Source organism: Streptomyces sp. TLI_053 (assembly GCF_900105395.1).
In the GTDB taxonomy this organism is placed as follows: Bacteria; Actinomycetota; Actinomycetes; order Streptomycetales; family Streptomycetaceae; genus Kitasatospora.
Window position 1 is genome coordinate 8914854 of the sequence record NZ_LT629775.1, and the last position, 25956, is coordinate 8940809.

The window sequence follows — 25956 nt, forward strand, 5'->3', positions numbered from 1 at the left end:
TCACCGCGGCGTGCGCGTGGTGGAGGGCCGACTGGACCGCCGGACCGGGTGGGCCCCGTCAGTGGACGTCTGACTGCGCGTCAGCCCAGGAGCACGATTTCGACTCCGTGCGAGGGGACACGGCTCTGGACGGCTCGCAGCCCGCAGCCCCGGTCCGCGGCCTGCTGGTACGCGAACGCTAGGACTTCGTCGCACGGTCGGTCGCCCTCAACCCCCACCACGATCTCGCCTGACGTCCCGACAGGGTGGTCCGCGTAGGCCTGGACCAGGATGACGGGGCACAGGGAGCGCGCCGCCCTCCGCAGCCCGACCGAACCGACCAGCAGACCGGTGAACCCGCCGAGGCCGCGCGACCCCAGGACCAGCGTTGCACGGACCGGTCCGGACAAGCCCCACGAGAAGCCCGACAGCGTGGCCTGCGACAAGGCACGCAGCAGCGGGCCCTGCCACGCCCACCTGCGCAAAACCGGTATCCGGCACACGATCCCGGAGAGGACCGACAGCCTGGGCCGTCCGCCTGCGCAAGGGATCGCGAGGCGAACCACCACCCGCTTCGACGAGGAGCACTACAGGAAGCGCAACACGGCAGAACGAGCCGTCAACAAGCCCGATCACGTCCGAGCGTCGGCCACCGGACTACGACAAGTGCGGTTACGTCCACCTCGGCACATTGACCGCAGAAGCCCTCTTGGTATGGCTCCGCACGTGATCGATCGGACAGCACTCAGCCGTTCTTGCAGCCGACGGGGCCGAGCAGGCCGCGGACGCAGTCACGCAGCCGGTGGCTTGGCTCCGTGCGGCTGAAACGGTGGCCGATACGGGAAGACAGCCCTTCGAGATCCCGCTGGGGTATGAGCCGGCGGACACGGGAAGAGGTCGTTCGGCCGCCTCGTCGAGGTAGCGGAAGTCGGCCATGTACCGCTGGACCTTGGCGACGTACGCGACGGTTTCCCGGATGGGCGGCACACCGTTGGCCTGTTTCACGGCAGTCGGTCCCGCGTTGTAGGCGGCAAGCATGTTCTTGATGCGGTCACCCGGGACATTCCTGGTCTGGTGAGCCAGGTGGCAGTTGTACCGGGCCTGCGCCGGGATGGCGTGCGCCGGGTTGAACACGTCCTTCTCGGGATCGGGGCGGCCGTCCTTCGAAGCGAACTCGTTCCACGTGTCCTGGGTGAACTGCGCGATGCCCTTGGCTCCCGCCGGGGAGACCGCACGCGCGTTGAAACCCGACTCGGTGAAGAGCTGGCTCGCCAGAAGTGAGGGGGTGACATCGGGGCAGGTCTTCGCGGCGTAGAGGACCAGCGGTACGAGGTCGGCGGGCAGGCGTGGGGCATGCATGTGGCGCCCAGAACCGCTCAGGTACTGCACTATCAGGACGGTCGCCAGCGCAAGGGTTGCGACGAGTGCCGCCCCAATGTGGCCACGTCTGTATCTGATCGCGTCAATGGAGCCGGCAGATGACCCGCCCTCGGGTCCAGCTGCGTCCGGTCTGCTCCTCCTGGCCGGAATTAACCTCCAGCGCACAGGGCCCCTCCTTCACATAGGCGGTGTGTGTTCCGTCGATCGTCCAGCGCCGAGACGGCTCGCGCACCCCCTCATGGCCCAGGACTCACTGCCGTGACCATCAGACCGCCTTGAGCTGCCGAGTGCCTTTGGAGGACGAACCCGCCGAGAGCGCTTCGGGCCAGTGCTGTTGACTTGTGCTCAGGTAGTCGGTTCCTTGTGCTTCGTCCCTGTACGCCCTGACGTTCCGTGGATCAGGGTGGGTCTGCAGCATCCGAGTCGGGAGCTCTGAATGCCGCGGTGCTGTCGGAACGCGGTGAGCCCTTCCCTTTTCCCTGAGGAGCCGTGTTGGTCCGTTTTGCAATGCCCCGAGGATGTGTCCGCTTCGCCTCAGTGTTTCTCGCTGGAGTGGTCGTGATCGGCCCCGTGCCTCTCGTGCCGAATGCGGGTCCGTCCGGCTCCGGGGAGATTGCCACGACGAGCCCGGAGTCCCGCAGGCTCGCCGGAGGCCGGATCGTGCTCTCCTACCGGGGACTGCGGCCGCCGGAGGCGGCGTTGGAGATGATTCGGCACGGCCATGCTGCAGGCGTGATCATCTTCCGGGAGAACGTCAGCAGTGTCGAGCAACTCGCCGATTCTGTGATTCGGTTGAAGAGAGCCGCAGCCGAGGCGCCGGACGCCCGCCCCCTGCTGCTGATGACCGACCAGGAGGGCGGGCCGGTGCGTCGCTTGCCGGGCGGACCCGAGACGTCCGCCCGCCGCGCCGAGTCCGGCGCCGGCCAGGGCATCGCCGCCGCGGCCGCCCTCGGCATCGTGGGGCTGAACGTCAACCTTGCACCCGTCCTGGATGTCTTCGACAGCCCCGGCAACTTCATCGACCGCTTCGAGCGCTCCTTCGCCCAGGACCCTGTGAAGGTGGCCGAGTTGGGTCGCGCCTTCGTCGTTGCCCAGCAGGCGCGGGGCGTGGCCGCCACGGCGAAGCACTTTCCCGGTCTGGGTAGCGCAGGGCCCGAGGACAACACTGATGAACGCCCGGTCACACTCTCCGTTCCGCTGGAACGGCTCCGCCAGTACGGCGAGGAACCGTATCGTGCCGCCATCGCAGCCGGAGTTCGCCTCGTGATGCTCTCCTGGGCCGTCTATCCGGCCCTCGATCCCGTCCGGCCGGCGGGTCTGTCGCGCACCGTGGTCGGCGGGGAACTTCGGGGCCGCCTCGGCTTCCGAGGGGTCACCATCACCGATGCGCTCGAAGCCCGTGCCCTCGCGCAGATCGGAGGCACTGGCGCCCGGGCCGTGGCTGCCGCCGACGCAGGCATGGACGTGCTGCTGTGTTCGGGACAGGACCCGCGGCAGGCCGAGCAGGCCGGTGCAGCGCTCGCGCTGGCCCTGGAAACCGGACGGTTGGACCGTCGGTCGTTCGACGAGGCACTCAGCAGGATCCAGGAACTGCGCACGTCACTGAACTGAACCTCCGGGGCCCGGCAGTCGGCGCCCGACGACGGGCCGGTCCCGGAACTCCTGACCCGATGCTTGAAACCAACCCGAGGAAACCGGTGCCTCTCCGTCCCAGCTTCACAAGGTCCATTGCCGCAACCGCCGCACTCCTCATGGCAGTACCGGCTGCCACAGCCGCAGGGGCGCTGCCGCGGTCGTTGGTCGGCCTCATCGGACTGAAAGCCAAGGGCGCTGTCCTGATCGACGCAGCCGATGGTCGAACGATGTGGGCTCAGGACCCCGGGACCGGACGACAGCCGGCAAGCGCCACCAAGATCATGACTGCCCTTGTCGTGCTTGATCGGCCCGTTGCCGACCTCGAACGGGAGGTCACCGTGGAACAGGCATATGCCGACTACGTCAATCGTGAACATGCGAGCAGCGCCGACCTGCAGCCCGGCGATCGACTTACAGTGCGTCAGCTGCTCTACGCAATGCTTCTCCCCTCGGGGTGTGACGCGGCGTTCGCGCTCGCGGACGCCTTCGGCGCCGGTATCACCGCGACGGACCGTACCCGCTCGTTCGTCCGGGCGATGAATGAGAAGGCCCGGAACCTCGGCCTCTTGGAGACTGAATTCAGCTCCTTCGACGGCGTCGCCGAAATGGGCCACAACATCACCACGCCACGGAACCTCGCCGAACTCGCCCGCAATGCGATGAAGAATGCAACGTTTCGTACAATTGTGGGAACGGTGAAGACCGAGCAGGAGGCGCGGGCCAACAACGGTCGTATCCGCTACTACTCGTGGGAGAACACAAACAGGCTGGTCGGTATGTATGAGGGCGTAGTCGGGGTGAAGACCGGGACGGGCAAGGAGTCGGGGCCGTGCCTCGTCTTCGCGGCGAGCTGGGGCGGCCGGACCGTGATCGGCGTGCTGCTCGACGACCGGAACCGGTACCGCGACGCCGAGAAGCTCCTCTCCTGGGCGAAGGCGGGAGCCGGCCCGGCTGGTGGGTAGACCTTCGGCCCCGTGCAGTCTGATCAACTGTGGATGTGCCGACTTCGACGCGCTAGGTGCAGCCACGAGGTCGTCCTGCACGGGATACGGCCGAGGCAGGTACAGGTGTGTGCCGTCGTTCCCGGATGACGGGAACGACGGCGTGCGCACCGGATCGCAGGGGGGATTGTCCGGAGGCGGAACCGAGCGGACCCTCCACTGCGTCCCACCGGACCCGTTTGTCCCGCCTTTGGATGTGAGTGTCATCCGGCTATGTGTGACCACCTTCCCCGATCGATGCCGCCTGTCGCGACACATGCGCCAGAACTCGTGGGCCTCGGCCGACGAGCCGCTGTTGCTGGCAGGGCGGCCGGGGGCCGAGATCTCAATACTCGGTATCTGCATGTTCAACATAGGGCAAAGGTCACTTCTCGCCGTATGCCGACGCGTGTAAGGATTGTTTAAGTCCGTCCATGGTCAACCGTAGCCTTTGTGCCGGCGATCAACGGCCTCGGATGGTCCTGGGAATGCTCCGAGCTGCAGTGACCAGCTCGGCGCGAAGGCCGAAAGCAGCGTCTGAATTCATGGTGACCTCAGAATGATCAACCCGATTCACGTCCGCACATTGAGCGCTGTACTGGCCACGGGCTCCTTCGCCAAGGCGGCTGACCTGCTCGGATACACCGCGTCCGCGGTTTCCCAACAGATCGGTGTACTGGAACGCGCGAGCGGACTCGTACTGTTCGAGCGAGGTGCCCGCAGTGTCCGGCCGACCAGCGCGGCCATCGCGCTCGGACAGCAGAGCACCCGGGTACTCGCCGAACTGGCCGCACTGGAGGACGAGGCACGCGCACTGGCCTCAGGATCTCGTGGACTGCTGAGACTGGGGAGCTTCCCCACAGCCCAGGCGACCCTCGTGCCGTCGGCCCTGGCCCGGTTGGCACAGGGATGTCCCACCGCCGATGTCACCCTGGATGAAGAAGAGTTGCCTGAGCTGGTGCGGCTGGTGGCCTCTGGCGGTTTGGACACGGCACTGGTCTACGCCTACGACAGGGTGCACCAGCAGTGGCCGCCCGGGGTGGTGGTAACGGAACTGCTGCGGGAGTCGTTGTTCGTGCTGCTGCCTCCGGGAGACCCTGCTGCGCAGGTGGAGCAGGTCCGTATGGCAGATCTACGCGGCCGCCGCTGGATCACCTGCCACGAGGACACCGCAGGTGCGCGCTCAACGGCGAACCTGTGCTCCTCGGCGGGGTTCGGCCCGCAGGTGGCCTTCCGAAGCAACGACTACAACGTCATCGGTGCGATGGTGCGGGCAGGACTCGGTGTGGCACTGGTTCCCGAACTCGCGGTCACCGACGAACTGCGTCCTTCCGCCCGTCTCCTGCACGAGCCCTCGTGCGCACGAAGGATCTACACGATCCGGCGCGCTTCGAGCAGCAACCCGTTGGTGTTTCAATTCGAGGACGCCGTCACGCGAGCAACTGGCTCCTACCGGCGCCGTTGGCCCTCGCCCCGGACACCACGCTGAACCCTTCTGGGCCCACCATCACCGATCTGCAAACTGAACAGCCCGCTATCACCGTCGGCCGAGCCCCCGCACTCGCGGAGAGCTCGGCCGACCGCCACGGCGTGGCCAGAGGCACGACGCATTGCTTCAGGCGGATACATCCCGGGACCGTGCCGCAGGTTCCTCTGGCCCGGCGCTCTCAGGCCCGGCGTCCTCAGCGACCGGAACGTCCAGGAGGTCGGCCCAGACGACCTTTCCCGTAGCGGAACGGTCGACTCCCCACTCGTCCGCGAGGGCATCAACCATCAGCAAGCCTCGGCCTTCCTCGGCCCGGTCGTCCCCGATGCGGGCGGTGACAGCTGGACCCCTGGGGCACTCGTCGGCAATCTCGATGTGCAGACGGCGTTCAGCAGGCTCCAGGCTGAGCGTTGCATGAGGTTGCCCTGACCCGGCATGGTCGGCGACGTTGGCGAGCAACTCCCCCGCGATCGAGGTCATGTCGTTCAGCGCTTCGCCTGCGACTCCCCACCGAGCCGCCGTACTCCGCACCTCCCTCCGAGCTTCGGAAGCGAGCCGTGCCCGGTTCTCGGGATCGGCTTCGAGGGACAGCTGGTGGACCCGGAGCGGGCCAGTGCTTTCAGTCATGGGAGGACTCCGATGAGATCGCCTCCGCGTACGGACAACAGTGGTAGGTGGCCGTGTCTCTGTGAGAGAAGGGGCGGAGGGAAGATGGCTTTCACCCCAGAATGCCGGACCGAGCAGCCCGGACTGCCTTTCTGAGGGAGAGTGTCCGAAGCCCAAGGCCCGCTCGATTGTTGGGGTCCGTGTCGCCTACCACGGGCGGCAACGCCAACGACTGCACCCGCCTCGAAGCCGTGCTGGAGACGATCCGGGTTCCCGTACTCGGGCCGGGGCGCCCGTGCACCCGGCTTCGACCAGCAGACCAGACCTACCGCCTGCGCAACGTCGTCGAACGCCGCTTCAGTCGACTCGAGCAACGGCGCGGCCTTCGAAGACGATCTCCAACGAGTCTGTGCATGGTTGGTGTGGTGAGGCGTCGAAGGGTGCCGGTCGGCCCGATGGTCACCGTCCCTGGAGGGTGCCGGGAGAAGCGGTCTGCTGGTGCGGGAGCAGGCCGGCGACGGCTTGGACGGTGTCGCTCAGGTCTTTGACGGCGTTCTGCTTGTTCTCGCCCGGGACGAACCTCTCCCGGACCTTGTGGCCGACGGCCGGTCTGCGGACTCGGATCTCGGTGCCGTCGATGATCCCGGTCTGTCCGCGAGTGTCCGGCTGTGCCTGTCACCCGGACCGTCAGAACCAGCCGGCCGCGGCCAGGTCACAACCCGGACTCGCTGAACGCCCAGTGGGCAACCCCTCGTCCACTCAGCGCGACTCGACCTCGGCACCGCCCGCGCCCTCGCCCCACAAAGCCTCCACGACTGACAGCAGCCGCTCTGGACAGGCCCAGCCACCGTCCCGACGTCCCTCGCCCCGCACAGCAGACCGCCGACGCCATCGCCGGGCTGCGCCGCCTCCGCGCCCTGGCCGCCGCCTTTGAGTCCGCGCTCCACAGTGCCCGAACCCTCCTCGGCCGCCCCGAAGAAGGCCGCTCCTGGACGCCTCCGAGAGTCTGGCCGCTGTCATCCTGCAGTACCTCCGTCCAGCGACAGCGGATCGTGGGCTGAGTCGTGCGATTTCGCGCGCACGAGCGCCGTGGTCGGAGGCGGCGGCCGGAGAAGATGGTCACACTTCGCCGGGACAGCGGTCCGCTCGACGGCGAGAGCTGTGGAACCGGCCGGCTCTCGGGGATGTTCGGCCGGTTCCGCGGGCCGGGGCGCCCGTGCGGCCGCCCTCTTCAGGTGGCGGCCCGGGCTCGCGGGGAGGAGGACTGCCGTTTCCAGCTGAAAGAACGCCATCGGCACGGGCATCGCCCTCTCTCCGTCATAGCCAGGACAACCGCCCCTTCGATCGCCCCACAGACGTAGTTCCTTCCACCGGGAAGTCCCGGGACCGTTCACTGAGAAAGCAGCCAGGAAAAAAGATGAGGAAGACCGCGCACAGTGCGATGATCTCGGGCGTGCTGCTGTTGGCCACCGCGTGCACCCACTTCGCTCCCTCGCCGGTCAGCGAGTCCACAGCGTCATCCGAGGGCGGCTCAGCGGCCTACCCCATATCCACGGTGGACACTGGTTCGCTCCCCGGGCTCAGTCTTGTGACCGATGGGACCGGCACGTCACGGAGCCGTCAGGTCTACTACAACTACCCGAACGTGGACGGTGCCCCGGCTCTCAACTCTGCCCTCAGTTCTGCCGTCCGCAGCACGGTGGATGCCTTCACCAGGGACCACAAGGACGCTCCTACTTCCGCTACGGAGTTGAACATCCAGCACACGTTGCTTGCCTACTCCGGCGGTATCATCGGTGTACGGCTCGACATCCAGGAGTTCTCAGGAGCCGACTACGGTACTTCCGGACGGACGTTCTGGTACGACGCGAGTACCGGCAAAGCGCTCAGAGCCGCGGAGATACTGAATGGCCCCGCCGCCCGCAGGACACTCGCCGACGCCGCCGCACGCCAGCTCTCAGCCGTTCCTCATCTGGCCGCCGAACGCCTCGACGGCATTCTGGCGGGGAAGCAACCCGGACTTGCTGCTCTCGCCTTCACCAAGACGGGCGATCTGATCGCCCAGTTCGACGATGGCGCGATCACTAGCCATGCGTATGGCATGCTACAGGTCAAGATCGCTTCCGCCGAGGTCGTCTCGCTGCTCAACGACACGGGACAACGCGCGCGTGCACAGGTCATGGCCCCGGCCAGCGACCTCGGGTTCGGAATGTCGCCTGCTCCACTTCCCGTACCGACTGTCCCCGGCCCCCCGTCCGCGCCGCCCAGGCCCTCCCCGGTGAACTGCGCCAACGCCAAGTGCGTGGCCCTGACCTTCGATGACGGCCCGTCCTCCGTCACACCCAGACTGCTCGACACCTTGAACAAGTACGACGTCAAAGCCACCTTCTTCATGACGGGTACCAACGTCTCGAAATACGCCTCGACGGCTGCCCGGGCGGCCGGACAAGGGCACGAGACAGCCAACCACACCCAGGACCACAAGGACCTGACACGCCTTACCCCAGCCGGGGTTCGTGAGCAGGTCAACAAGTCCGCCGCCGCGATCGAGCGGGCGACTGGCATCAGACCGACTATGTTGCGGCCCCCGTACGGAGCCACCAACGACACCGTACGAGCTGCGGCCAACGCTCCCCTCATTCTCTGGGACGTCGACACCCTTGACTGGAAGTCCAAAGACACCACCTCGGTCAAGGACATCGCGCTGACCAATACACGGCCGGGCTCGATCATCCTCATGCACGACCTGTACGGCACCACCGTGGACGCGGTGCCCGCCATCATCGAAGGTCTCCGCGCCAAGGGGTACACCCTCGTGACGGTCTCCGATCTGTTCTCCCGGAAGCCGTTCGCCAACGGGCAGTCCTACTCGTCGGCCCGTTGACAGCGTGGCTGATCGTCACACACGGTCTCATCATGGATGATCGAAGAACGGCAGGTGCGGCGCGCGTCCAACGAAGCCGGTGGTTGAAGAAGCCACCGACATGCTGACGGCCGGAACCGAAATCCCCGACGCAGCCGGACTGCACCAAGTCGCGTAGAGGGTCTGCCATGAGTCGCAGCGGACCGGCACGTCCCGCCAGGACGTGCCGGTCCGCAGCTTCCTCACGATCCCGTTCAGCACCGGCTGGTTGCCCACCGTCGGACGACCAGCCGGTGCTGAAGCAAGCAGGAACCGCGACAACAGAGCCCACGGTGGTACTCAGCGCTCCGGCCCGTCAGCCTGTACTTCGCGCAGTCACCCGCCAGCGCCTTCACCATTCCGGCGACGTCCTCGACCGCAGCCGCTGGAACCTCTTGCAGCAGGTCCTCGAGGAGAGTGTCGGACGCACTGCAGGGCCTTCGACAGGGGTGTAAGGCTCTGACCCCGGCCGTGATCGGCGGTCATGACGGTGTAGCGGCCGGCTTGAGGACGGTCGGTGGGAAACGACAGTCCTCAACCGGGCGAGCCCGGGTCGTTAACTGGAGGCGGGCGGCTGTCCGCTCGCCTGCGCCAGCGGGCGGGTGCGTAGTTCCTTTGATGCTTCAGGACCAGCGCGCCGTATCAGCCCGACGGCCGAGGCATCCTTACCGCCCGGCTCCGCCCCGACCACCCCGAGTGGGGCGCCGCCGGCCGGCCCGGCTCCGCCCCGACCACCCCGAGTGGGGCGCCGCCGGCCGGCCCGGGTGCGGAAGGTGACACCGGATTCCGACAGTACTCGGTATACGAACCCGTAGGAGCGTCCCGCCTCCCTGGCGATCGCCCGCACCGAGCCCCCGCTTTCGTAGGCGGTCCTGAACTGTGCGGCCAGGGTAGTGCGGGCGTCGCCGGTGATCCGTGTGAACTTGATCCGGGGCGTCTCGTTCATGTTGCTCTACCTTCGTCTCTGGGGAGGAGTCGGGGTGGACATGGGTGCCCTGCCTGCCGGGAGCCCACTTCCAGGACGGGTTCGTGGGCCGGGTACGGGCTTGAAGTCCATGTCCAAAGGGGCCGGCAAGCAATGCTGCGTCTGAGCGTCTCGGCGACTCAAAAGGTGAAGAACAGTTACAGTCAAGACTGCAGAAGCGCCGAGGCTGTCGATGTGACCCGGCGAGACAGGTTCAACCTTTCGGTCGCACAGGGTGCCTCCGTCTTCGATCAGAAAGAGAGATCAGGCAGGCGGGCACCCCGGCCCCGGCCAGGCAATTCTTGGGTATTTCGGACATCGACTTGTTGGCGAGGGCTTCGCAGTACTTGTCATGGTTGCCGCAAGGTCGATCGAGAAGACCTTGATTCGCATGTTTCCACCCTTGAGCGGCTTGCTGGAAAGCTGCAGTAAAACTCTTTCGGCAAACCTACGAGAACTGCCCGGTCCTGGCCATGTGTCATGGGCTTGAACTCTTCCGGGTGAGGCCAGAACAACCAGAGGCTCATTCCCTGAGCGCATTTCGACGGCCTCGAAGGGCCAGTGAGCACCCACTGGCGCCCCCCGACGACGAACACCGGCCCGATGGGTCGACTCTGTCGAGTCGTCGCAGCCGCAACCGCCGTCGTCCTGGCCGGGGCCGGAGCACATAGCGACGCCGTGTCCTGCAGGTTCCGGTCGCGTTCGACGCCGACCGCCGTCAGGAACTCCCCGCAATGTGCTCGATGACGGATACTCGCTTCTACAGCGCCCTCAGCTGCTTTCCCTCGCCTCGAAAAGCTCACAACGACGCAGAGCACCGGCCAGGCCCCGTCTTTGCAGGGAGCCTGGGCCTTCTCCGGCCTGCCCGGACAACTGCGGGCCGAACCGGCGGTCGTTATCGACTCGGATTGCCGAACGCCAAGGCTGACCACCGTCCGGGGCCGCTGGGTCGAGATCCCGGCAAATCGGTGGCCCGGAGTGGGATCCGTTTCAGCGACAGCGGATCGTGGGCTGAGTTGCGCGACTTCTCGCGCATGAGCACTGCGGTCGGGGGCGGCGGCGGGAGACGATTGTCGTACCTCGCCGGGACGGCAGACCGCTGGACGGCGAGGGCTGCGGAACCGGCGGACGCGATCGGGCGGTGGTCCGCCGGTTCCGCTGGCCGGGACGCCTTACCCGTGCCGGCCGCCCGTTCCCGATTTCCGATGGCTCCGGGGGGAACGGTGCATGGGCCAGCCTTGCGACCCGTCGCACCCCCTTGCGGGCGGGTCCCAAGGCTGGCCCGTATGCGCCGGTGATCTGATCGGTCGTGACCGCCAAGCCCTTGGCCCGGACGAGCGACTTGTCGGCTTCGCCGCACTGGCGGGCGGACGCAGATCAAACGGCCGGACCTCCAGGCGCTCGCACCCGTACGGTGGATCGCAAGTAGTCCTGACCTGAGCCCTCGTGCTGCGGGGCGCTGCGATTTCTGGGCTCTGCAGCGGGGCCAGGGCACTCCAAGATCAGTCCTTTTCGTGAGTCCGGTGGAACAGGGCGGGCCGCTTGTGGAACTGTCACGCTTCTGGGGGGCATCTACGACTGCCTGACCGGGGCCGCGACGCGCTGTTCGAGCTCACCGACGCGGTGCTGTGCACCGACGGGCTGGTGAAGACGCTGGTGGACCTGGCGCTCGCCCCGAGCACCGGCGCGGACACGGAGCCCTGTACGGCGCGCTGAACAAGGGCCGCCTGGTGCTGGCAACGGACGTGTCGCCATGGCTGCGTCCCGATGCTGGCACGAGCAACGCCCGCTCGTTCTGCCACACCTACGGATGCGACGGGAGCAAGCATCTGATGATCCCGGGCCGGCCCTACTCGTGCGTCGTTGCCCTCGAATCAGGCCGGACCTCGCTGGTCGCTCCGCCGGACGCCGTCCGACTGCGGCCGGGCGATGACCTTGCCGTAGTCAGCGCCGCACAGCTCCGGTACCTGGTTGAGCGCCTGATCACGATGGGTCGGTGGCACCTGGGTGACCTGCTGGCGCGGATCGTGGCCGACTCAGGCTACGACGTGATGCGGCTGGCCCACCTTCTGCGCGACCTGCCCGTCGAGATCCTGGGACTCCTGCGCTCGGGCCGGGTGATGCGACGCCCAGCGCCGAGCCGCGCGCAGTTCGCCCAGGCCAGTCCAGCCGGCGGGCGGCCACCCAAGCACGGCGGCGAGTTCATCTTCAAGGACATCAGGACCTGGGTCGACCCGGACACAGAGACCAAGTCCCAGACCACCCGCTACGGCACCGCCCACGCCCAGAGCTGGGACCGCCCCCCACCCAGAGCTGCAGCAGCGCGCCGCCTGGCGGGGCCACCCTGGCCAGCTCCCTCATCGAGGGCACCGTGATCCGCCTCCAGGTCGATCACCTGCCCAGCGGCGATTATCCCAGGCCGCTGTGGCTGTGGTGGTCACGGCCAGCAGCCACGGAGGACACAGACCGGGAGTGGCAGACCTTCCTACGGCGGTTCGGGCTGTCGTGGCCGTCTCCCAGTATGGTCAGCTCCTTGGCGAAGTGCATGGCCGCCTTGGCGGACGTGATGGTGTCGGTGGTTCCGTGGATCACCAGCGCGGGGCAACGGATCCGTTCGGGTGCCGCCGCGCCGGCAGGCCCACGGAGCACAGCCGCGTGGGGTCGCTGGGACTCGGGTACGGACAACTCCCACCGCGAGGGGCCGACGATCGCCGAGACGGCTGTCGCGCCGACGAGCGGTCCTACGATCGTCGCTATGACCTCCGCCCTGATCCTCATCGACCTGATGCCGCGCATCGTCGCCCTCCCTCTCGCCCCGCACACCGGTGACGAAGTGCTCGTGCGCTGCCGCGCGTTGGCCGAGGCGTTTCGGGCGAGCGGGCGGCCGGTGGTGCTGGTACGGGTGGAGCGTCCGAACGTCGCCGAGCAGCCGCCGGGCAGCGACTTCGCCGACGGCCTGGTACACGATGGCGACGTCGTGGTGGTCAAGCGCACTGTCGGCGCGTTCTACGGGACCGATCTGAACGAGCAGTTGCGCAAACTGGGTGCGGACACCTTGGTGATCGCGGGCCTGGTCACCACGATGGGCGTCGAGTCCACCGCGCGGGCCGCGGCGGACCACGGCTACCGACTGGAGTTCGTGGCCGACGCGATGTCCGGACTGGCCGCGGACGAGCACGAGTTCACGGTCGAGCGGACCTTCCCGCGCTTCGGCGAGGTGCGGAACACCGCTGACTACAGCTGACGTCGGCCCAGTGGGTCGGTTCCGACAGGCTTCGATCCGCCGGGACGCCACGGCGCTCCCTGCAGGACCGCCGTCCCCGTGGGAATGACATGACCGCTGACACGTAGGGCGGGCCCGCACTGGGGCGTATGTGCTCGGTCCGGCGCCGGAGCGCGCTGATGCGCCTCGATCACGGCTCGGCGCTGCTGCCCTGTGTCTGTCACAGAGGCAGCGCCGAGCCTTCTCGACCGCTTCGGATCAAAGGGCAGTTGGGAGCGGGGTGGCCGTCAGGGCGCTGATGCTCTCGGCGGCCTTGCGGGTGTGGAAGATCAGTGGGCGCAGGTCAGTCGGCATCTCGGTGGATCGCTTGAGCATGAGGACGGCTCCCATGATGGCGTCGTGCCAGTGGACCGGGGCGGCGACGGAGTCCCAGCCGGGCATGCATTCCTGGCGGCCTACTCCGAAGCCGAGTCGGCGGATCTCGTCGAGGGTGGCGGCGAGGGCGTCGTTGTCGCGGATGACGCCGGGGCCGGCCGTGGGTGGATCTCTTCGGCGAGGACGAGGTCCTGGATGGGCTGGGGCAGGTGGGCGAGGATGACCCGTCCGGAGGCGCCGGTGCGCAGGGAGCGGGAGACTGAGACGACGTCCTCGGCGGACATGCCGACCTCGGTGGGGTCGAGGTCGCCGATGGCGTAGTCGGTGCACAGGCGCTTGGCGCCGCCGAAGGGGGCGAGGACGTAGAGCAGGGCGAGGCCGCCGGTGGCGTGGTGGAGGCGTTCGAGGATGCCGTGGGTGGAGGCTGCGCCGGGGGAGTGGGCCATGGCCTGGACGCCGGCGCGGGCGGTGCCGGTGCCGAGGCGGTAGCGGCCTCGGCCGACCTGTTCGAAGACGCCGTTGCCGACGCCGGTCTGCAGGATGCGGTGGGTGGTGGCGTCGTTGAGGCCGGCGGCGCCGGCGATGGCGCGGAGCGGGTGCACGTCGCCGGGGAGGCGGGTGAATGCCTGTTGGACGGCGAACGCGCGGGTGGCGAGCGACGACGGTGGCTTGCCCGGTGCGTCGTTGGGGCGTCGGTCGGGCGTGGTACCGGTCGCGGAGGTGGTGGTTTTCATGGGAGGTTCCGGAGGGTTGTTGCGCCGCATCGCGGCGCGGGGTGTCTCGCGGTCACCCGCCGGAGGTGGGTGTGCGAGACGTGAGGGTGGGTGGTGTTTCAGCGCGCGACGTCGAGGACGACCTTGCCGGCGGTGAGGCGGGCCGCGAGGTCGTGGTGGGCCAGGCGGGCTTGGCCGAGCTTGTAGACCGGGCCGTTGAGCGGCTTGAGCCAGCCCTCGGCGACCGCGGCGAACAGCGCGGTCATCGAGTCCTTGAGATGGGTTCGCGTGGGGTAGAGGTTGGGGAGCCAGAAGCCGCTGACGGCTTTCGAGCCGGCGAGCAGGCTGGTGATGGGTACGAGGCCGTCGACGCCGGTGACGGCGCCGAAGACGGACATCCGTCCGCGCGGGCTGAGGGCGGCGAGGGTGGCGTGGAAGACGTCGCCGCCGGTCATTTCCAGGGCGGCGCTGACGGGGCCGCCGGAGGCTTCGAGGATCCGCTCGGTGAGGGCGTCGGTGGTGGAGGAGTCGACGGTGGCGTCGGCGCCGAGCTCGACGGCGGTACGGCGCTTTGCCTCGCTGGAGGCCATCGCGACGACCTTCGCGCCGGCGTGCTTGGCGAGCTGGACGGCGAGCGAGCCGACACCGCCGGCGGCGGCCGGGACCAGGACCGTGTCCTCGGCCGTCACGCGCAGGTCGGTGAAGAGCAGGTGCCACGCGGTGTTGCCCTGGAGCGTGAGCGCGAGTGCGTCGTGGTCGTTGACGCTGTCCGGGATCTCGAAGGCGAGTCTGCGGTGGACGACGGTTGTCTCGGCGTAGCCGCCGCCGCGGCCGAGGGCGACGTAGCGGCGTCCGTCCTCGGCGATGCCCAGGACCTCGTTCCCTGGGATGAACATCTGGGTGATGTGAACGCGGCCCTTGCGGGGCTGGCTGGCGATGAAGTGGCCGGGAAGGTAGAGCGCGCGGGTGTTGTCCAGGGTGCCCTTGACGCCCCAGGTGATGAACTCCGCGGACTGCTTGAAGCCGCCCTTCCTCGGTCGGCAGGTGGGCTTGATCCAGGGGATCGTGCCAGCCGGTGGAGATCATGCAGCAGCTCGTCCGGATCTGCCCCGAGGACGGTGTCGTTCTCGACCCCTTTGCCGGCAGTGGCTCGACCGGCGTCGCCGCCCTGCGAGAAGGCCGGCGGTTCATCGGCGTCGAACTTTCCCCGCACTATGCCGAGATTGCCGAGCAGCGACTACGAGCGGAATTGACCCAGGACGATTTCGCCCTCGCAGGACCGGAGGTGTGACATGACCGACAGCACCCGGCGGACCGGCCACAGACATGAGGGGGCGGCTGGAGTACCAGGCTCCAGTCGCCCCCTTCGCGTCGGTCAGGACTCCTCGATCGCCCGCCGGATCAGCGGCACCGCCCTCTCGACGTCGGCGGACGAAGCCATCCGTACTTCCAGGTCACCCGTGCCCAGGTGGCCCGTGATGCTCACGTTCCGGGTGAAGCCCTCCTCGAGCTTCACCGTGTCGGGGTCCAACTGGAGGTACATCAGGATCGCCCGGTGCGATGCTGACGGCCCAAAAGATCACTGTTGCGACGTTTCGCAGCCGCTTGTAGGCGATGTAGTGCTTGAGTGGCACCATTTCCAGCTCGCTGGCCAAGGTCAGCACCCCGTCAAGGCCGAGCGCGATGGTCTGGCCGCCGAGTGCCTCGGCGAGCCCGCTCCTCTCGCCCTTCGGATCGGACGGAATGTAGATCTTGTGCCCGTGGGCGATGGACCGGGTGGCGATGGACTTGGCCAGCGCCGACTTGCCCATGCGGATCACTCCGCACAGGACCGCGTTCGGATTGGTGAAGCCTTCTATTCAACCGGAGTTGTAGAAGGTGGAGGGGTCGAAGCAGAAGCTCCCCTCGGCGTGGAGTTCACGACCGACGAAGACCCCCTCGGCGCCGAGCCCGGCCTCGGCCAGGAACGGGTAGGCGCCGCCTGCGACGGCGGTGGTCATTCGGTGCGCGGGCAGGCGGAGCCTGCCGCTGCGGGCAGAGGCAGGCCTGGGGCGATGACCTGGCCGCTGATGATGACGAGCCCTGGAAGGGGCTTGAATGAGAGATAGTCAGACATGGGGCAGCACTCGACCCGGATGAGTTCTCCGGGCCGGTTCTGGTCGGTAGGTCTTGCGGTCCCGGGCCTTCGTGACCTGTACGCCCCCTTTACGTGGCACTCCCATCTCGCCGACTCTGTAACGGTCGGTTTCTGGTGCGGGCGTGGGGCCGGAGGGGACGGATGTCGAAAGGTACGGCGGGGGAATACTGGGCCGAGCCGGGGTTGCCGAGCGTCTTCAAGCATGACCTGCTGAGCCGGTACATACCGAAGTTCGGCGGGATGACCGGCTCGCCGAGCGGTGAGGTTGTCTACCTGGACGGGTACGCCGGGGAGGGGCGTTATCTGAATGGTGAGCCGGGGTCGGCCGACCGGGTGCTCACGGTGGCGGCCCATCATCAGTCGAAGGGCCTTGTCCGGTGGACGTGCTTCTTCGCGGAGCGCTCCGCCGAGTCCTTCACACAGCTCGAAGCACTGGTGGGGGCGTACCGGTCCCGCGGTGTCGACGCACGGGCCTTCCACGGTGACGTGCTGGGTCTGTTCGACGAGGTGCTCGCAACCGCGGCGGGCCGGCCATTGTTCCTCTTCCTGGACCCGTGTGGGCTCGCTCTGCCGTTCGACCGTTTGGTCGATGTCCTGGACCGTCGGCGCACCACTACGGGCTGGCCGCCCACGGAACTGCTGCTCAACTTCAGCATGATGGCGGTACGGCGGATAGGCGGTAACTCGCACTCCCCGAAGGGGAACGAGCGGACCAACGAGCGGCTCGACGCGGTCTGCGGCGGGACTTGGTGGCGGCGGTTCTTCGCCGACGGGTACACGCACGACGCTGACGAGAAGGTCGCCGCCGAGTACAGCCTGCGCTTGGGGAAGGCAACCGGGATGCGCATGGTGTCGGTGCCGGTCACCAAAGGGCCGGGACAGAAGGCGGTCTACAACCTGGTTTTCGGGACTCGAAGCAACCACGGTCTCTGGGTGTTCGGCGACGCTCACGCCCGCGCCCGAGACACCTGGTGGAAAGGGGTCGAGCTACAGGAGGAGGCCGGCGACAACGCCCTCTTCACGCTGGCGGCGATGCGGCGGCCGGACCCGGCGAAAGTGCAGCAGGAGGCCGTGCCGGCCATCGCGGAGAACATCCGGACGCTCCTGTGGCAGGGGCGGCCGTTCAAGCTGGTCGACCACACGGTCCAGGTGTTCGGTGACTTCTACGGCCAAGTGCCGGAGACTGTGGTCGGAAGGGCGATCCGGCAGCTGTATGCGGATGGGCTCATCGCGAACGACGGGAAGGTGTCGAGGATCAAGAACTTGGAGGTGCGTCCGCTGCTCAGACACTGACCGGCAGGGGCAGCTCGTCCCAGGTACGACCGTCGAGCAGGCGCCCGCCGGCCTTGGGCGTGTGTCCGCCCCACTGTTTGAAGAAGAACGCCACCTCGTCCCGGACACAGGCGTCGCGGACATCCCGGACCCACGTTGCCTCCATGGGACGGAACCCGGGCCCGGATTCACCGCCGGCGATGACCCAGTGGATGCCGTCGAGCCCCAGCCCGTCGAGCGGGCCGAGCAAGGGCTCGCACGACAGGAACCGGACGGCAGCGGGGACGGCACGAAGGTCGTCGACCCTGGCCAGCTCCTCCGCGCTCTCGACGGACACGCCCATCCAGACATTGGGCGGCCATTCAAGCCGCTCCGCCACGCGCCGCAGCCGGCGGGCCCGCTTGGTGAGTACCTGGTAGGTGTGCTGCGGCGTTTCCGCCATCACCGTGAAGACCCGGCGTACGAAGTCGAGCGGTACGCGGGCATGGAAGAGGTCGGACATCGAGTCGACGAACACCGTTCGCGGAGCACGCCAGCGGTACGGGGCTCGCAGGACAGCCGGGTGGAGTGTGAGGTCGAAGCCGGGTCCGGACGTCCTCGGATCACCGTCGTTCTGGTACTTCGCGGCGCCCATGGCCTTCAACCGCTTCGCCAGCGTGAGCGCGTAGCAGTTGTTGCACCCGGCCGACACCCGGTCGCACCCCGTTGTGGGGTTCCACGTCGCCTCCGTCCACTCGATTCCGCTGCGCTCGCCCACTGCCGCTCCCGATCGCCGTTGTGCTCTGCAGCGCTCGCCCCGCAGCCGCCAGAGTCCCATCTCCGGACCACACTCCTCCGGTGAGCGGGGCGCTGTCGAACCGCGCAGGTCAATGAACCGTGGCCGTCGGCGTGTTCGGTCCGGTACCACTGGGCGGCGGCTCGGCCAAGCCGCCAGGCTCGGTGACACTCGGCGCTCCCGCCGTTCGGTGGGTGTCGACCGCTGTGCTGGGAGAACCTCTCATGTCCGAGCAGTTCATGACTGTCAAGCAGACCGCCGCGTATCTGAACATGTCCGTTGCCTGGGTCTACCGCGATGCGCCTCGCCTTGGGCTTGTGCCCTACAAGTTCGGGCGCGGGAGCAACGCGAAGTTGCAGTTCAAGGTGTCGGAGGTCCAGGCATGGGTCAGGCAGCAGAGGATGCGGGCGGCGTAGGCGCCAATGCTGCGGGGGCTGGGCCGGGCCAGCCCCGGCCCAGCCCCCGCCTGCTCAGGCGGTCAGGCCGAGGTCGAGGACCTGGGCGGCGCGGCTGATGGAGCCGGGCATGAGGTGGCGGTAGTGCTTGAACGTGACCTTGACGTCGCGATGGCCCATCCACTCGGCGACGTCGGTGATCGGTATGCCGTTGCTGAGGCAGTTCGACGCGAAGAAGTGGCGCAGGCCGTAGAGGACCATGCCCTCGGGGATGTCGACCTGGCCGGAGGCTTTGATCCTCCTCCACTGCCCGCTGATGATGTGGTGCGGCATGGCCAGAGTGATGTCCTTGGGGTTGCGGAGCAGGTAGCCGTCCACGGTCCCGTGGGTCTCCGCATAGCGCTCGATGGCCTGTTTGGTCCGCGCGGGGAGGGGCGCGTCGCGGTACTCGCCCGTCTTGCGGTGTTTCAGGGGCGTGTAGGCATTGGTGGCCTGGTTGACCTGCTCGCAGACGCGGTAGACGTCGTCGGCGACGATGTTGTTGACGTTGACGGCGGCTGCCTCGCCGTTGCGCAGGCCGCAACCGCTCATGAGTTCCGCCACCAGACGGAAGGCATCGTCGCCGGCGGTCCGTATCCCGTGCAGCTGGAGGAGGGAAGGGACCACCGCGCGGCTCGGAGTGTACTGAGGTGGCTGCACCCCCTCCAGAGGGCTCTCCTCGTACAGGCCGAGCCTGTGTGCGTCCAGCAGGATTGTCTTCAGCCTGACGAATGCGTTGGTCTGAGCAGCCAGACCAACGCCGTTCCGCTCCATCTCCGTGATGAACGCCTCCACAACCTTGTGGTCGAAGGCGCCCGTACGACGGCTGCCGAAGGCCGGCAGGATGTGGGTCCTGAGGATGGATTCGATGTTCCGCAGCGAGGTCGGGCTCTGGTGCCGCTGGCCCTTGAGCCAGTCGGCGGTACAGGCCGAGAACTGCATGGTGCCGTACTTCCGGATGCGCTCCGCCTTGTGCGCACTCATCGGAGAGTGCTTGCGTGCGTGGTAGACCTCGGCGAGCCGGGCCCTGAGCTGAGCAGAAACGTCAGCGCCGTGATAACGGCCCCGGGCCTTTGTGCAGGTCCGGGGCCGTTGCACTGCCCCTATGGCTCTCGGGCGTTCACCCTCGAGCCCGGTCAGAAGCGGCGGCCGCCGTAGAACGGGCTGTAGTAGAGGGCGTAGCGGTCCTGGAAGTCCGGGCCGCGGTCGGTGTCGTCGACGCCGAGGGTGGGGCTGTGCTTGATGTCGTCCTTGGTGCGGTCGATGTAGACCTTCTGTTCGCCGATCTCGATCCGGATGACCGTGCCGGCGGGGAGCAGCACCAGGCGGCCGAAGATCCACGGGCCGGTGTCGACGACCAGGTACTGCGAACCCATCGCCTCGGAGAGGCGGTCCACCTTGCCGACGGAGCCGTCCACGGCCTCCACGTGGAATCCGATGAGGTCGGTGCCGGCGGTGTGGCCGGCGGTGTCGCGGAACTGCCAGAGGTTGACGCCCTCGCTCATGTGTCCTTCTCCCTTCCGTCGTTCGGGCCGGTGCGCGTCCGCCGCGGCGGACGCGCACCGCTCGGGTGCCCCGGTCCGGGGGATCCATGCCACCCGGTCGCCGGGAGGTGTGGCCGGCCCCGGGCGGGAAAGGCGAGGCGGCGGACCGGGCGCGGTGGCCCGGCGGTGGAGCGGACGGAGAGCGGGACATGGGGTGGAGTCCGGTACGACTGCTGGTGGCGGTGCTGGCGGCGGTGCTGCTCGCGTACGGCCTGGACCGGGCCGAGCGGGCAGTGGTGCGGCGGGTGTCGGCCGACGGCGGGGCGACGGGGGTGCCGCGGGTGCTGGCCCGGTGCCGGCGGCCGCTGCTGGCGCTGACGGCGTGCCTGCTCCTGCTCGGAGCGCTGCCGTGGATCGACGCGCCGCCCGCCCTGCGGGACGCGCTGCGGCACCTGGTGGTGATCGTGGCGATCGCCGCCGGCGGCTGGCTCGGGGCCCGGGTGGTGGCGCTGCTGGTGGACGGGACCGTGCGGCTCGCCGTGCACCGCCGCGACCCGGCGTGGGCCGGCCGGGCGCGGACCCAGGCCGATCTGCTGGGCCGGATCTGTCAGGCGGTGGTGGCGCTGGCGACGCTGGGCGCGATCCTGATGACCTTCCCGGCGGTGCGCGGGGTCGGGACGAGTCTGCTCGCCTCCGCGGGTCTGGTCGGCCTGGTGGCGGGCGTGGCGGCGCAGAGCACGCTCGGCAACGTCTTCGCCGGGGTCCAGATGGCGTTCGGGGACCTGGCCCGGATCGGTGACGTGGTCGTGGTGGCGGGCGAGTGGGGGACGGTGGAGGAGATCACGCTGACGGCGGTGGTGATCGCGACCTGGGACCAGCGGCGGATCGTCATGCCGATGTCGTACTTCGTGGGCCGACCGTTCGAGAACTGGTCCCGCCGGACCAGCCGGATCACCGGCACGGCGCTGCTCCACCTCGACCACCGCGCGCCGGTCGGGAAGCTGCGGGAGGAGTTCGACGCGTTCCTGTCCGGGCACCCGCTGTGGGACGGCGAGGGCAGCGCCCTCCAGGTGGTCGACACCACGCCCACCACCATCGTGGTCCGGGCGCTCGCCACCGCCGCGAACGGCGAGAACGCCTTCGAGCTCCGCTGCCAGCTGCGCGAGCACCTGATCGGCTACCTGGTCGAGAACCATCCGCACGCCCTGCCCCGGGTCGCCGTGACCGACGCGGCACCCGGCCCGGTCCCCCCGCGGTGGGGGACCGGGCCGGCGGAGGGGCCTCGGAGGGAGGGGCCTCGGCGGGAGGGCGACCGGCGGGAGGACCGGGGTCCGGGAGCGACGCCCTAGACCGGCTCGTTCTCGCCCTCGGCGTCGATGTGGGGCAGGATCCGGTCCAGGAAGCGGGGCGTCCACCAGGCGGAGGCGCCGAGCAGGGTCATCACCGCCGGGACGAGCAGCAGCCGGACGATGGTGGCGTCCACCAGCACGCTGACCGCCAGGCCGAGGCCCATCATCTTGATCACGATGTTGTCGCTGACGATGAAGGCGGCGAAGACGCTGACCATGATCAGTGCGGCGCAGGAGATCACCCGGGCGGTGATCTCCAGGGCGTGCGCGACGGCGTCCTGGCTGCGGCCGGTGCGCAGCCAGGCCTCGTGCACCCGGGAGAGCAGGAAGATCTCGTAGTCCATGCTCAGCCCGAAGACGATCGCGAACATCATCATCGGCACGTAGCTCTCGATCGGGACCGTGCCGTTCACCCCGAGCGCCGGGCCGCCCCAGCCCCACTGGAAGACCGCCACCAGGACCCCGTACGAGGCGGCGATCGACAGCAGGTTGAGCACGGCGGCCTTGACGGCGACCAGCAGGCCGCGGAAGACGGCGAGGATGATCAGGAAGGCGAGTCCGACCACCACCGCGATGATCAGGACCAGCCGGCTCGACACGATGTCCAGGAAGTCCACCTGGGCGGCGGTGTTGCCGGTGACGTAGGTCTTCGCGCCGGTGCCGGCGACCGAGTCCGGCAGCACGGTGTCCGACAGGCGGTTGACCAGGTCGGTGGTGGCCTGCTCCTGCGGCGAGGTGGTGGGGACGACGGTGTTGAACAGGACCACGCCGTCCGGGCTGAGCTGCAGCGGACCGACGCTCGCCGCGCCGGGCAGGCCGGTGAGGGCCTGCTGCACGGCGCTCTGGACGCCCGGCCGGTTCTCGGCGGGCACGGCGCTCTGGTCGACCACGAGGGTCAGCGGCCCGTTCGAGCCGGGACCGAAGGCCTCGGACATCAGGTCGTAGGCGCGCCGGTCGGTGAAGTCGGTGGAGTCGGCGCCGTCCCCGATGTGGCCGAGCTGGATGGAGAACAGCGGGATCGCCAGGATCCCGAGCGCGACCACGCCGGCGATCAGGTACCACCAGGGGCGCCCCTCGACCCGGCGGGCGTAGCGGTGCCAGACGCCGGTCTCGGCGCCGTCCTCCCCGTTGCTCTCGGCGATCGGGCGGCCGACGGTGATCCGGTCCATCCGGCGGCCGATCAGCCCCATCAGCGCCGGCAGCAGGGTCAGCGCGCCGAGGACCGCCGACACCACGGTGACGGCGGCGGCGATCCCGAGTTTGGCCATGAAGGAGATGCCGGACACCGACAGTCCGGACAGCGCGATGATCACGGTGCAGCCCGAGACCAGCACCGCCCGGCCGCTGGTGGCCACGGCCTGTCCGGCCGAGGACACCGGATCCACCCCGTCCATCAGGTTCTGTCGGTGCCGGGTGAGCAGGAAGAGCGCGTAGTCGATGCCGACCCCGATGCCGATCATGGTGGCCAGGGTGGGCGCGACGGTCGCGAAGGTCGACAGCGCCGCGATCAGTCCCAGCGCGCCGAGGCCGACCACGGCCGCGAACAGTGCCGTCACCAGCGGCAGTCCGGCCGCGATCGCGCTGCGGAAGCCGATCAGCAGCACGATGATCGCCACCGCGAAGCCGATCACCTCGCTGAGGCGGTCGTCGGGTTCGGGCTGCGCCAGCTCGCCCAGCGGGCCGCCGTACTCGACCTGGACGCCGGCCTCGCGCAGCGGGGCCACCGCCGCGTCCACGCCGTTCAGGTAGTCCGGGTCCAGGAGGGTCGGATTGGTGTCGAAACGGACCGTGATGTAGCCGGTCAGACCGTCCGCGGCCAGCGGCCCGCCGGGCGGGGCGGGCTGCCCGGCCGGCGGCAGCGGGCTCTGCGCGCCCAGCACGTGCGGCAGCTGCGACAGCGAGGCGACCACCTGGGACACCTGCGGGGCGAAGCCGGTCAGGGACTGGGCGTCGTGCAGCACCACCTGGGAGCTGGTGCCGGCGGCGGCCGGGACGTGCGCCTGGAGGACCTGCTGGCCCTGCTGCGCCTGGGAGCCGGGCAGCGAGAAGTCGTCCGAGTAGTCGCCGCCGACCGTCTTGTTCGCCGTCTGGACGGCGGCCAGCGCCACGATCCACAGCACGATGACCAGCACCGAGTGGCGGGCGCACCACTCGCCGAGCCGCCGGAGCCCCGAGCGCCTGGTCGGTGGCGCGGCGGCGGAGGGGCCGCGGCGGCCGGACGGCGGCGCGGACCGCGGGTCGGGCCGCGGGCCGGAGTTCGGAACGGAATTCGGTGCGGACCGCGGGTCGGGCGTGGGATCGGACGGCGGGTCGGACGGCGGCATGAACGGCTCCCGGTCTTCGGCGCGGTTGCGCATCGATCCGGAGCAGCGTCCCCGGGCCGCCGCGCCGAGCACGCCGTACTCGCCGGTAGTCGCCCCGCCGGCGGTGTCGCCCGCCGACGTCGGTCGGTGTCCCCGCCCGTCGGCGGTGCAGCCCCGCCCACGCCGGTCGGTCCCCCCCGCGCCCGTCGACGGTGCTGCCCCCGCCGGCGGTGCCGGGGCCGCGCACGGCGACCCCGGCGGCCGGGTCAGGACGCGGTGGGCACCGCCGCCTCCCGCAGCCCGCCCTCGGACAGGTGCAGCCGGCGGGTCACCCCGATCCGTTCCAGGAACCGCTCGTCGTGGCTGACCACCACGAACGCGCCCCGGTAGGCGGTCAGGGCGCTCTCCAGCCGGCCGACGCTCACCAGGTCGAGGTTGTTCGTCGGCTCGTCCAGGAGGAGCAGGTGCGGCGCGGGGTCCGCGCACAGGACGCACGCCAGCGTGGCGCGCAGCCGCTCGCCGCCGGACAGCAGCCCGACCGGCAGCTGGGCGCCGGGGCCCCGGAAGAGGAACCGGGCCAGGAGGTTCATCCGCTCGGCCTCCGGGCGCTCCGGGGCGAACGCGGCGAAGTTCTCGGCGACGGTGCGGTCCGGATCGAGCAGGTCCAGCCGCTGCGACAGCCGGGCGATCCGGCCCTCGGCCCGCCTGGTCGTGCCGCCGTCCGGGGCCAGGCTCCCGTCGAGCAGCCGCAGCAGGGTGCTCTTGCCCGAGCCGTTGGAGCCGGTCAGCGCGATCCGCTCCGGGCCGCGGACGGTCAGGTCGACGCCGGGCCCGGCGAACAGCTCCCGGTCGCCGAGCCGGACCCGCAGCCGCTCGCCGAGGAACAGGGTGCGTCCGGCGGGCACCTGGGTGTCCGGCAGCTCCACCACGATCCGCTGCTCGTCGCGCAGCGCCCGCTCGGCCTCGTCGAGGCGCGCCCTGGCCTCGCCGACCCGGCCGGCGTGCACCTGGCCGGAACGACCGGCGGACTCCTGGGCGCCGCGCTTCATGGTGCCGGCGAAGATCTTGGGCAGCCCGGCGTTCTTCAGGTTGCGGGCGGCGTTGCTCTGCCGGCGCTCGGCCCGCTCGCGGGCCTGCTGCAGCTCCCGCTTCTCCCGCTTCAGCTCCTGCTCGGCGCTGCGGACCGTGCGCTCCGCGGCCTCCTGTCCGGCCCGGACGGCCTCCTCGTACGCGGTGAAGTTGCCGCCGAAGAAGTGCAGCCCGCCCCGGTCGAGCTCGGCGATCCGGTCCGTCCGGTCGAGCAGTTCGCGGTCGTGGCTGACCAGCAGCAGGCAGCCGTGGAAGTCGTCCAGCGCGTCGTAGAGCCGGTGCCGGGCGTCGCGGTCGAGGTTGTTGGTGGGTTCGTCGAGCAGCAGCACGTCGGGGCGCCGCAGCAGCCGGCCGGCCAGGCCCAGCGAGACGATCTGGCCGCCGCTGAGGGTGCCCAGGTCGCGGTCGAGGGCGAGGTGGCCCAGGCCGAGGCGGTCGAGCCGGTCGCGGGTGCGCTCCTCGATGTCCCAGTCGTCGCCGATGGTGGTGAAGTGGCGTTCGTCGACGTCGCCGGACTCCACCGCGTCGATGGCCCGGACCACGTCGGCGATGCCCAGGACCTCGGCGACGGTGAGCCCGGACGTGAGGGGGAGGGTCTGCGGAAGGTGGGCGAGGACGCCGTCGACGGTCACCGACCCGGCGGAGGGGCGCAGTTCACCGGCGAGGAGCCGGAGCAGGGTGCTCTTCCCGCTGCCGTTCGGGGCGACCAGGCCGGTGCGGCCGGGGCCGACGGCGAAGGAGAGGTCCTGGAAGACGGGGGTGTCGTCGGGCCAGGAGAAGGACAGGTTGGTGCAGACGACGGAAGCGCCGGACATGGAGGTGACCTCGTGGAGTGACAGGGCGGGGGAGGACACACCCGCCCGGGTGTCG

The 25956-nt window shown here is 69.2% G+C and carries 19 protein-coding genes and 5 pseudogenes; 10 read left to right on the top strand and 14 right to left on the bottom strand.

Annotated elements, in window-relative coordinates; genetic code table 11:
• Window positions 1–978: 978 nt before the first annotated feature.
• Window positions 979–1338, bottom strand: a pseudogene (locus BLU95_RS45890) (lytic transglycosylase domain-containing protein); the annotation flags it as partial.
• Window positions 1339–1917: 579 nt separating this feature from the next.
• Here BLU95_RS45890 and BLU95_RS37085 point away from each other — a divergent pair.
• The 3 genes from BLU95_RS37085 to BLU95_RS37095 all read left to right on the top strand — a co-directional run bounded on the left by BLU95_RS37085 (window position 1918) and on the right by BLU95_RS37095 (window position 5463).
• Window positions 1918–2970 carry a glycoside hydrolase family 3 N-terminal domain-containing protein gene (locus tag BLU95_RS37085; protein ID WP_159425164.1) on the top strand — a complete coding sequence of 351 codons (1053 nt, stop codon included), beginning with the start codon at window positions 1918–1920 and terminating at the stop codon, window positions 2968–2970.
• A 59-nt stretch (window positions 2971–3029) separates the two neighbouring features.
• The gene (locus tag BLU95_RS37090; RefSeq protein ID WP_093863863.1) at window positions 3030–3956 is read left to right on the top strand and encodes a D-alanyl-D-alanine carboxypeptidase family protein; all 927 of its coding nucleotides are present in this window, start codon (window positions 3030–3032) and stop codon (window positions 3954–3956) included.
• Between the two features lie 577 nt (window positions 3957–4533).
• The gene (locus BLU95_RS37095; RefSeq protein WP_093863864.1) at window positions 4534–5463 is read left to right on the top strand and encodes a LysR family transcriptional regulator; all 930 of its coding nucleotides are present in this window, start codon (window positions 4534–4536) and stop codon (window positions 5461–5463) included.
• Between the two features lie 126 nt (window positions 5464–5589).
• Here BLU95_RS37095 and BLU95_RS37100 read toward each other — a convergent pair whose 3' ends face one another.
• Window positions 5590–6087, bottom strand: coding sequence for an ATP-binding protein (locus BLU95_RS37100; RefSeq protein ID WP_093863865.1), 498 nt, complete (start codon window positions 6085–6087; stop codon window positions 5590–5592).
• 1396 nt (window positions 6088–7483) lie between these two features.
• Here BLU95_RS37100 and BLU95_RS37110 point away from each other — a divergent pair.
• Complete coding sequence (locus BLU95_RS37110) at window positions 7484–8950, top strand: polysaccharide deacetylase family protein (protein ID WP_093863866.1); 1467 nt, start codon at window positions 7484–7486, stop codon at window positions 8948–8950.
• A 30-nt stretch (window positions 8951–8980) separates the two neighbouring features.
• On the opposite strand, the gene BLU95_RS45695 is transcribed toward BLU95_RS37110, so the two are convergent.
• Both BLU95_RS45695 and BLU95_RS45895 read right to left on the bottom strand, forming a co-directional pair.
• Window positions 8981–9250 (bottom strand): transposase, encoded by a 270-nt coding sequence (locus tag BLU95_RS45695; RefSeq protein ID WP_159425165.1) that lies wholly within the window; start codon window positions 9248–9250, stop codon window positions 8981–8983.
• A gap of 274 nt (window positions 9251–9524) precedes the next feature.
• Window positions 9525–9914, bottom strand: coding sequence for a helix-turn-helix domain-containing protein (locus tag BLU95_RS45895; protein WP_502689765.1), 390 nt, complete (start codon window positions 9912–9914; stop codon window positions 9525–9527).
• Between the two features lie 1560 nt (window positions 9915–11474).
• Between BLU95_RS45895 and BLU95_RS43495 the strand changes: the two are divergent.
• Together BLU95_RS43495 and BLU95_RS37135 are read left to right on the top strand one after the other, a co-directional pair.
• Window positions 11475–12435, top strand: a pseudogene (locus BLU95_RS43495) (transposase); the annotation flags it as partial.
• A 252-nt stretch (window positions 12436–12687) separates the two neighbouring features.
• Entirely contained in the window at window positions 12688–13176 is a 489-nt protein-coding gene (locus tag BLU95_RS37135; protein WP_093863869.1) for an isochorismatase family protein, read from the top strand.
• Between the two features lie 237 nt (window positions 13177–13413).
• Here the strand turns inward: BLU95_RS37135 and BLU95_RS43130 are convergent, their stop codons facing one another.
• The 4 genes and pseudogenes from BLU95_RS43130 to BLU95_RS45900 all read right to left on the bottom strand — a co-directional run.
• Window positions 13414–13596 (bottom strand): hypothetical protein, encoded by a 183-nt coding sequence (locus BLU95_RS43130; RefSeq protein WP_093863870.1) that lies wholly within the window; start codon window positions 13594–13596, stop codon window positions 13414–13416.
• A 14-nt stretch (window positions 13597–13610) separates the two neighbouring features.
• Window positions 13611–14264: a helix-turn-helix domain-containing protein gene (locus tag BLU95_RS37145; protein ID WP_093863871.1), complete on the bottom strand. Its 654-nt coding sequence runs from the start codon at window positions 14262–14264 to the stop codon at window positions 13611–13613.
• A 98-nt stretch (window positions 14265–14362) separates the two neighbouring features.
• A complete protein-coding gene (locus tag BLU95_RS37150) occupies window positions 14363–15139 on the bottom strand; it encodes a quinone oxidoreductase family protein (protein WP_093863872.1) in 777 nt (258 codons plus the stop codon).
• A pseudogene (locus tag BLU95_RS45900) lies at window positions 15140–15316 on the bottom strand (site-specific DNA-methyltransferase); the annotation flags it as partial.
• Here BLU95_RS45900 and BLU95_RS37155 point away from each other — a divergent pair.
• Window positions 15313–15534, top strand: a pseudogene (locus BLU95_RS37155) (DNA methyltransferase); the annotation flags it as partial. The pseudogenes BLU95_RS45900 and BLU95_RS37155 overlap by 4 nt on opposite strands.
• Window positions 15535–15916: 382 nt before the next feature.
• Here the strand turns inward: BLU95_RS37155 and BLU95_RS37160 are convergent.
• Window positions 15917–16297 (bottom strand): annotated as a pseudogene (locus BLU95_RS37160) (ATP-binding protein); the annotation flags it as partial.
• A gap of 224 nt (window positions 16298–16521) precedes the next feature.
• Between BLU95_RS37160 and tcmP the strand changes: the two are divergent.
• Window positions 16522–17673 (top strand): three-Cys-motif partner protein TcmP, encoded by a 1152-nt coding sequence (gene tcmP, locus BLU95_RS37165; RefSeq protein ID WP_093863873.1) that lies wholly within the window; start codon window positions 16522–16524, stop codon window positions 17671–17673.
• Here tcmP and BLU95_RS37170 read toward each other — a convergent pair.
• Entirely contained in the window at window positions 17663–18409 is a 747-nt protein-coding gene (locus BLU95_RS37170) for a DUF5131 family protein (RefSeq protein ID WP_093863874.1), read from the bottom strand. The two genes, tcmP and BLU95_RS37170, sit on opposite strands and share 11 nt — an antisense overlap.
• Window positions 18410–18651: 242 nt before the next feature.
• Between BLU95_RS37170 and BLU95_RS37175 the strand changes: the two genes are divergently transcribed.
• A complete protein-coding gene (locus BLU95_RS37175; protein WP_093863875.1) occupies window positions 18652–18843 on the top strand; it encodes a helix-turn-helix transcriptional regulator in 192 nt (63 codons plus the stop codon).
• A 54-nt stretch (window positions 18844–18897) separates the two neighbouring features.
• Here BLU95_RS37175 and BLU95_RS37180 read toward each other — a convergent pair whose 3' ends face one another.
• Both BLU95_RS37180 and BLU95_RS37185 read right to left on the bottom strand, forming a co-directional pair.
• Window positions 18898–19845 carry a tyrosine-type recombinase/integrase gene (locus BLU95_RS37180; protein WP_093863876.1) on the bottom strand — a complete coding sequence of 316 codons (948 nt, stop codon included), beginning with the start codon at window positions 19843–19845 and terminating at the stop codon, window positions 18898–18900.
• Between the two features lie 152 nt (window positions 19846–19997).
• Window positions 19998–20366, bottom strand: coding sequence for a PRC-barrel domain-containing protein (locus BLU95_RS37185; protein ID WP_093863877.1), 369 nt, complete (start codon window positions 20364–20366; stop codon window positions 19998–20000).
• 188 nt (window positions 20367–20554) lie between these two features.
• Here BLU95_RS37185 and BLU95_RS37190 point away from each other — a divergent pair, with 188 nt between their 5' ends.
• On the top strand, window positions 20555–21694 hold the full coding sequence (locus tag BLU95_RS37190; RefSeq protein ID WP_093863878.1) for a mechanosensitive ion channel family protein: 1140 nt from the start codon (window positions 20555–20557) through the stop codon (window positions 21692–21694).
• On the opposite strand, the gene BLU95_RS37195 is transcribed toward BLU95_RS37190, so the two are convergent.
• Window positions 21691–24018: an MMPL family transporter gene (locus BLU95_RS37195; protein WP_093865409.1), complete on the bottom strand. Its 2328-nt coding sequence runs from the start codon at window positions 24016–24018 to the stop codon at window positions 21691–21693. The genes BLU95_RS37190 and BLU95_RS37195 overlap by 4 nt on opposite strands.
• A gap of 245 nt (window positions 24019–24263) precedes the next feature.
• The gene (locus BLU95_RS37200; protein WP_093863879.1) at window positions 24264–25901 is read right to left on the bottom strand and encodes an ABC-F family ATP-binding cassette domain-containing protein; all 1638 of its coding nucleotides are present in this window, start codon (window positions 25899–25901) and stop codon (window positions 24264–24266) included.
• Window positions 25902–25956: the final 55 nt, after the last annotated feature.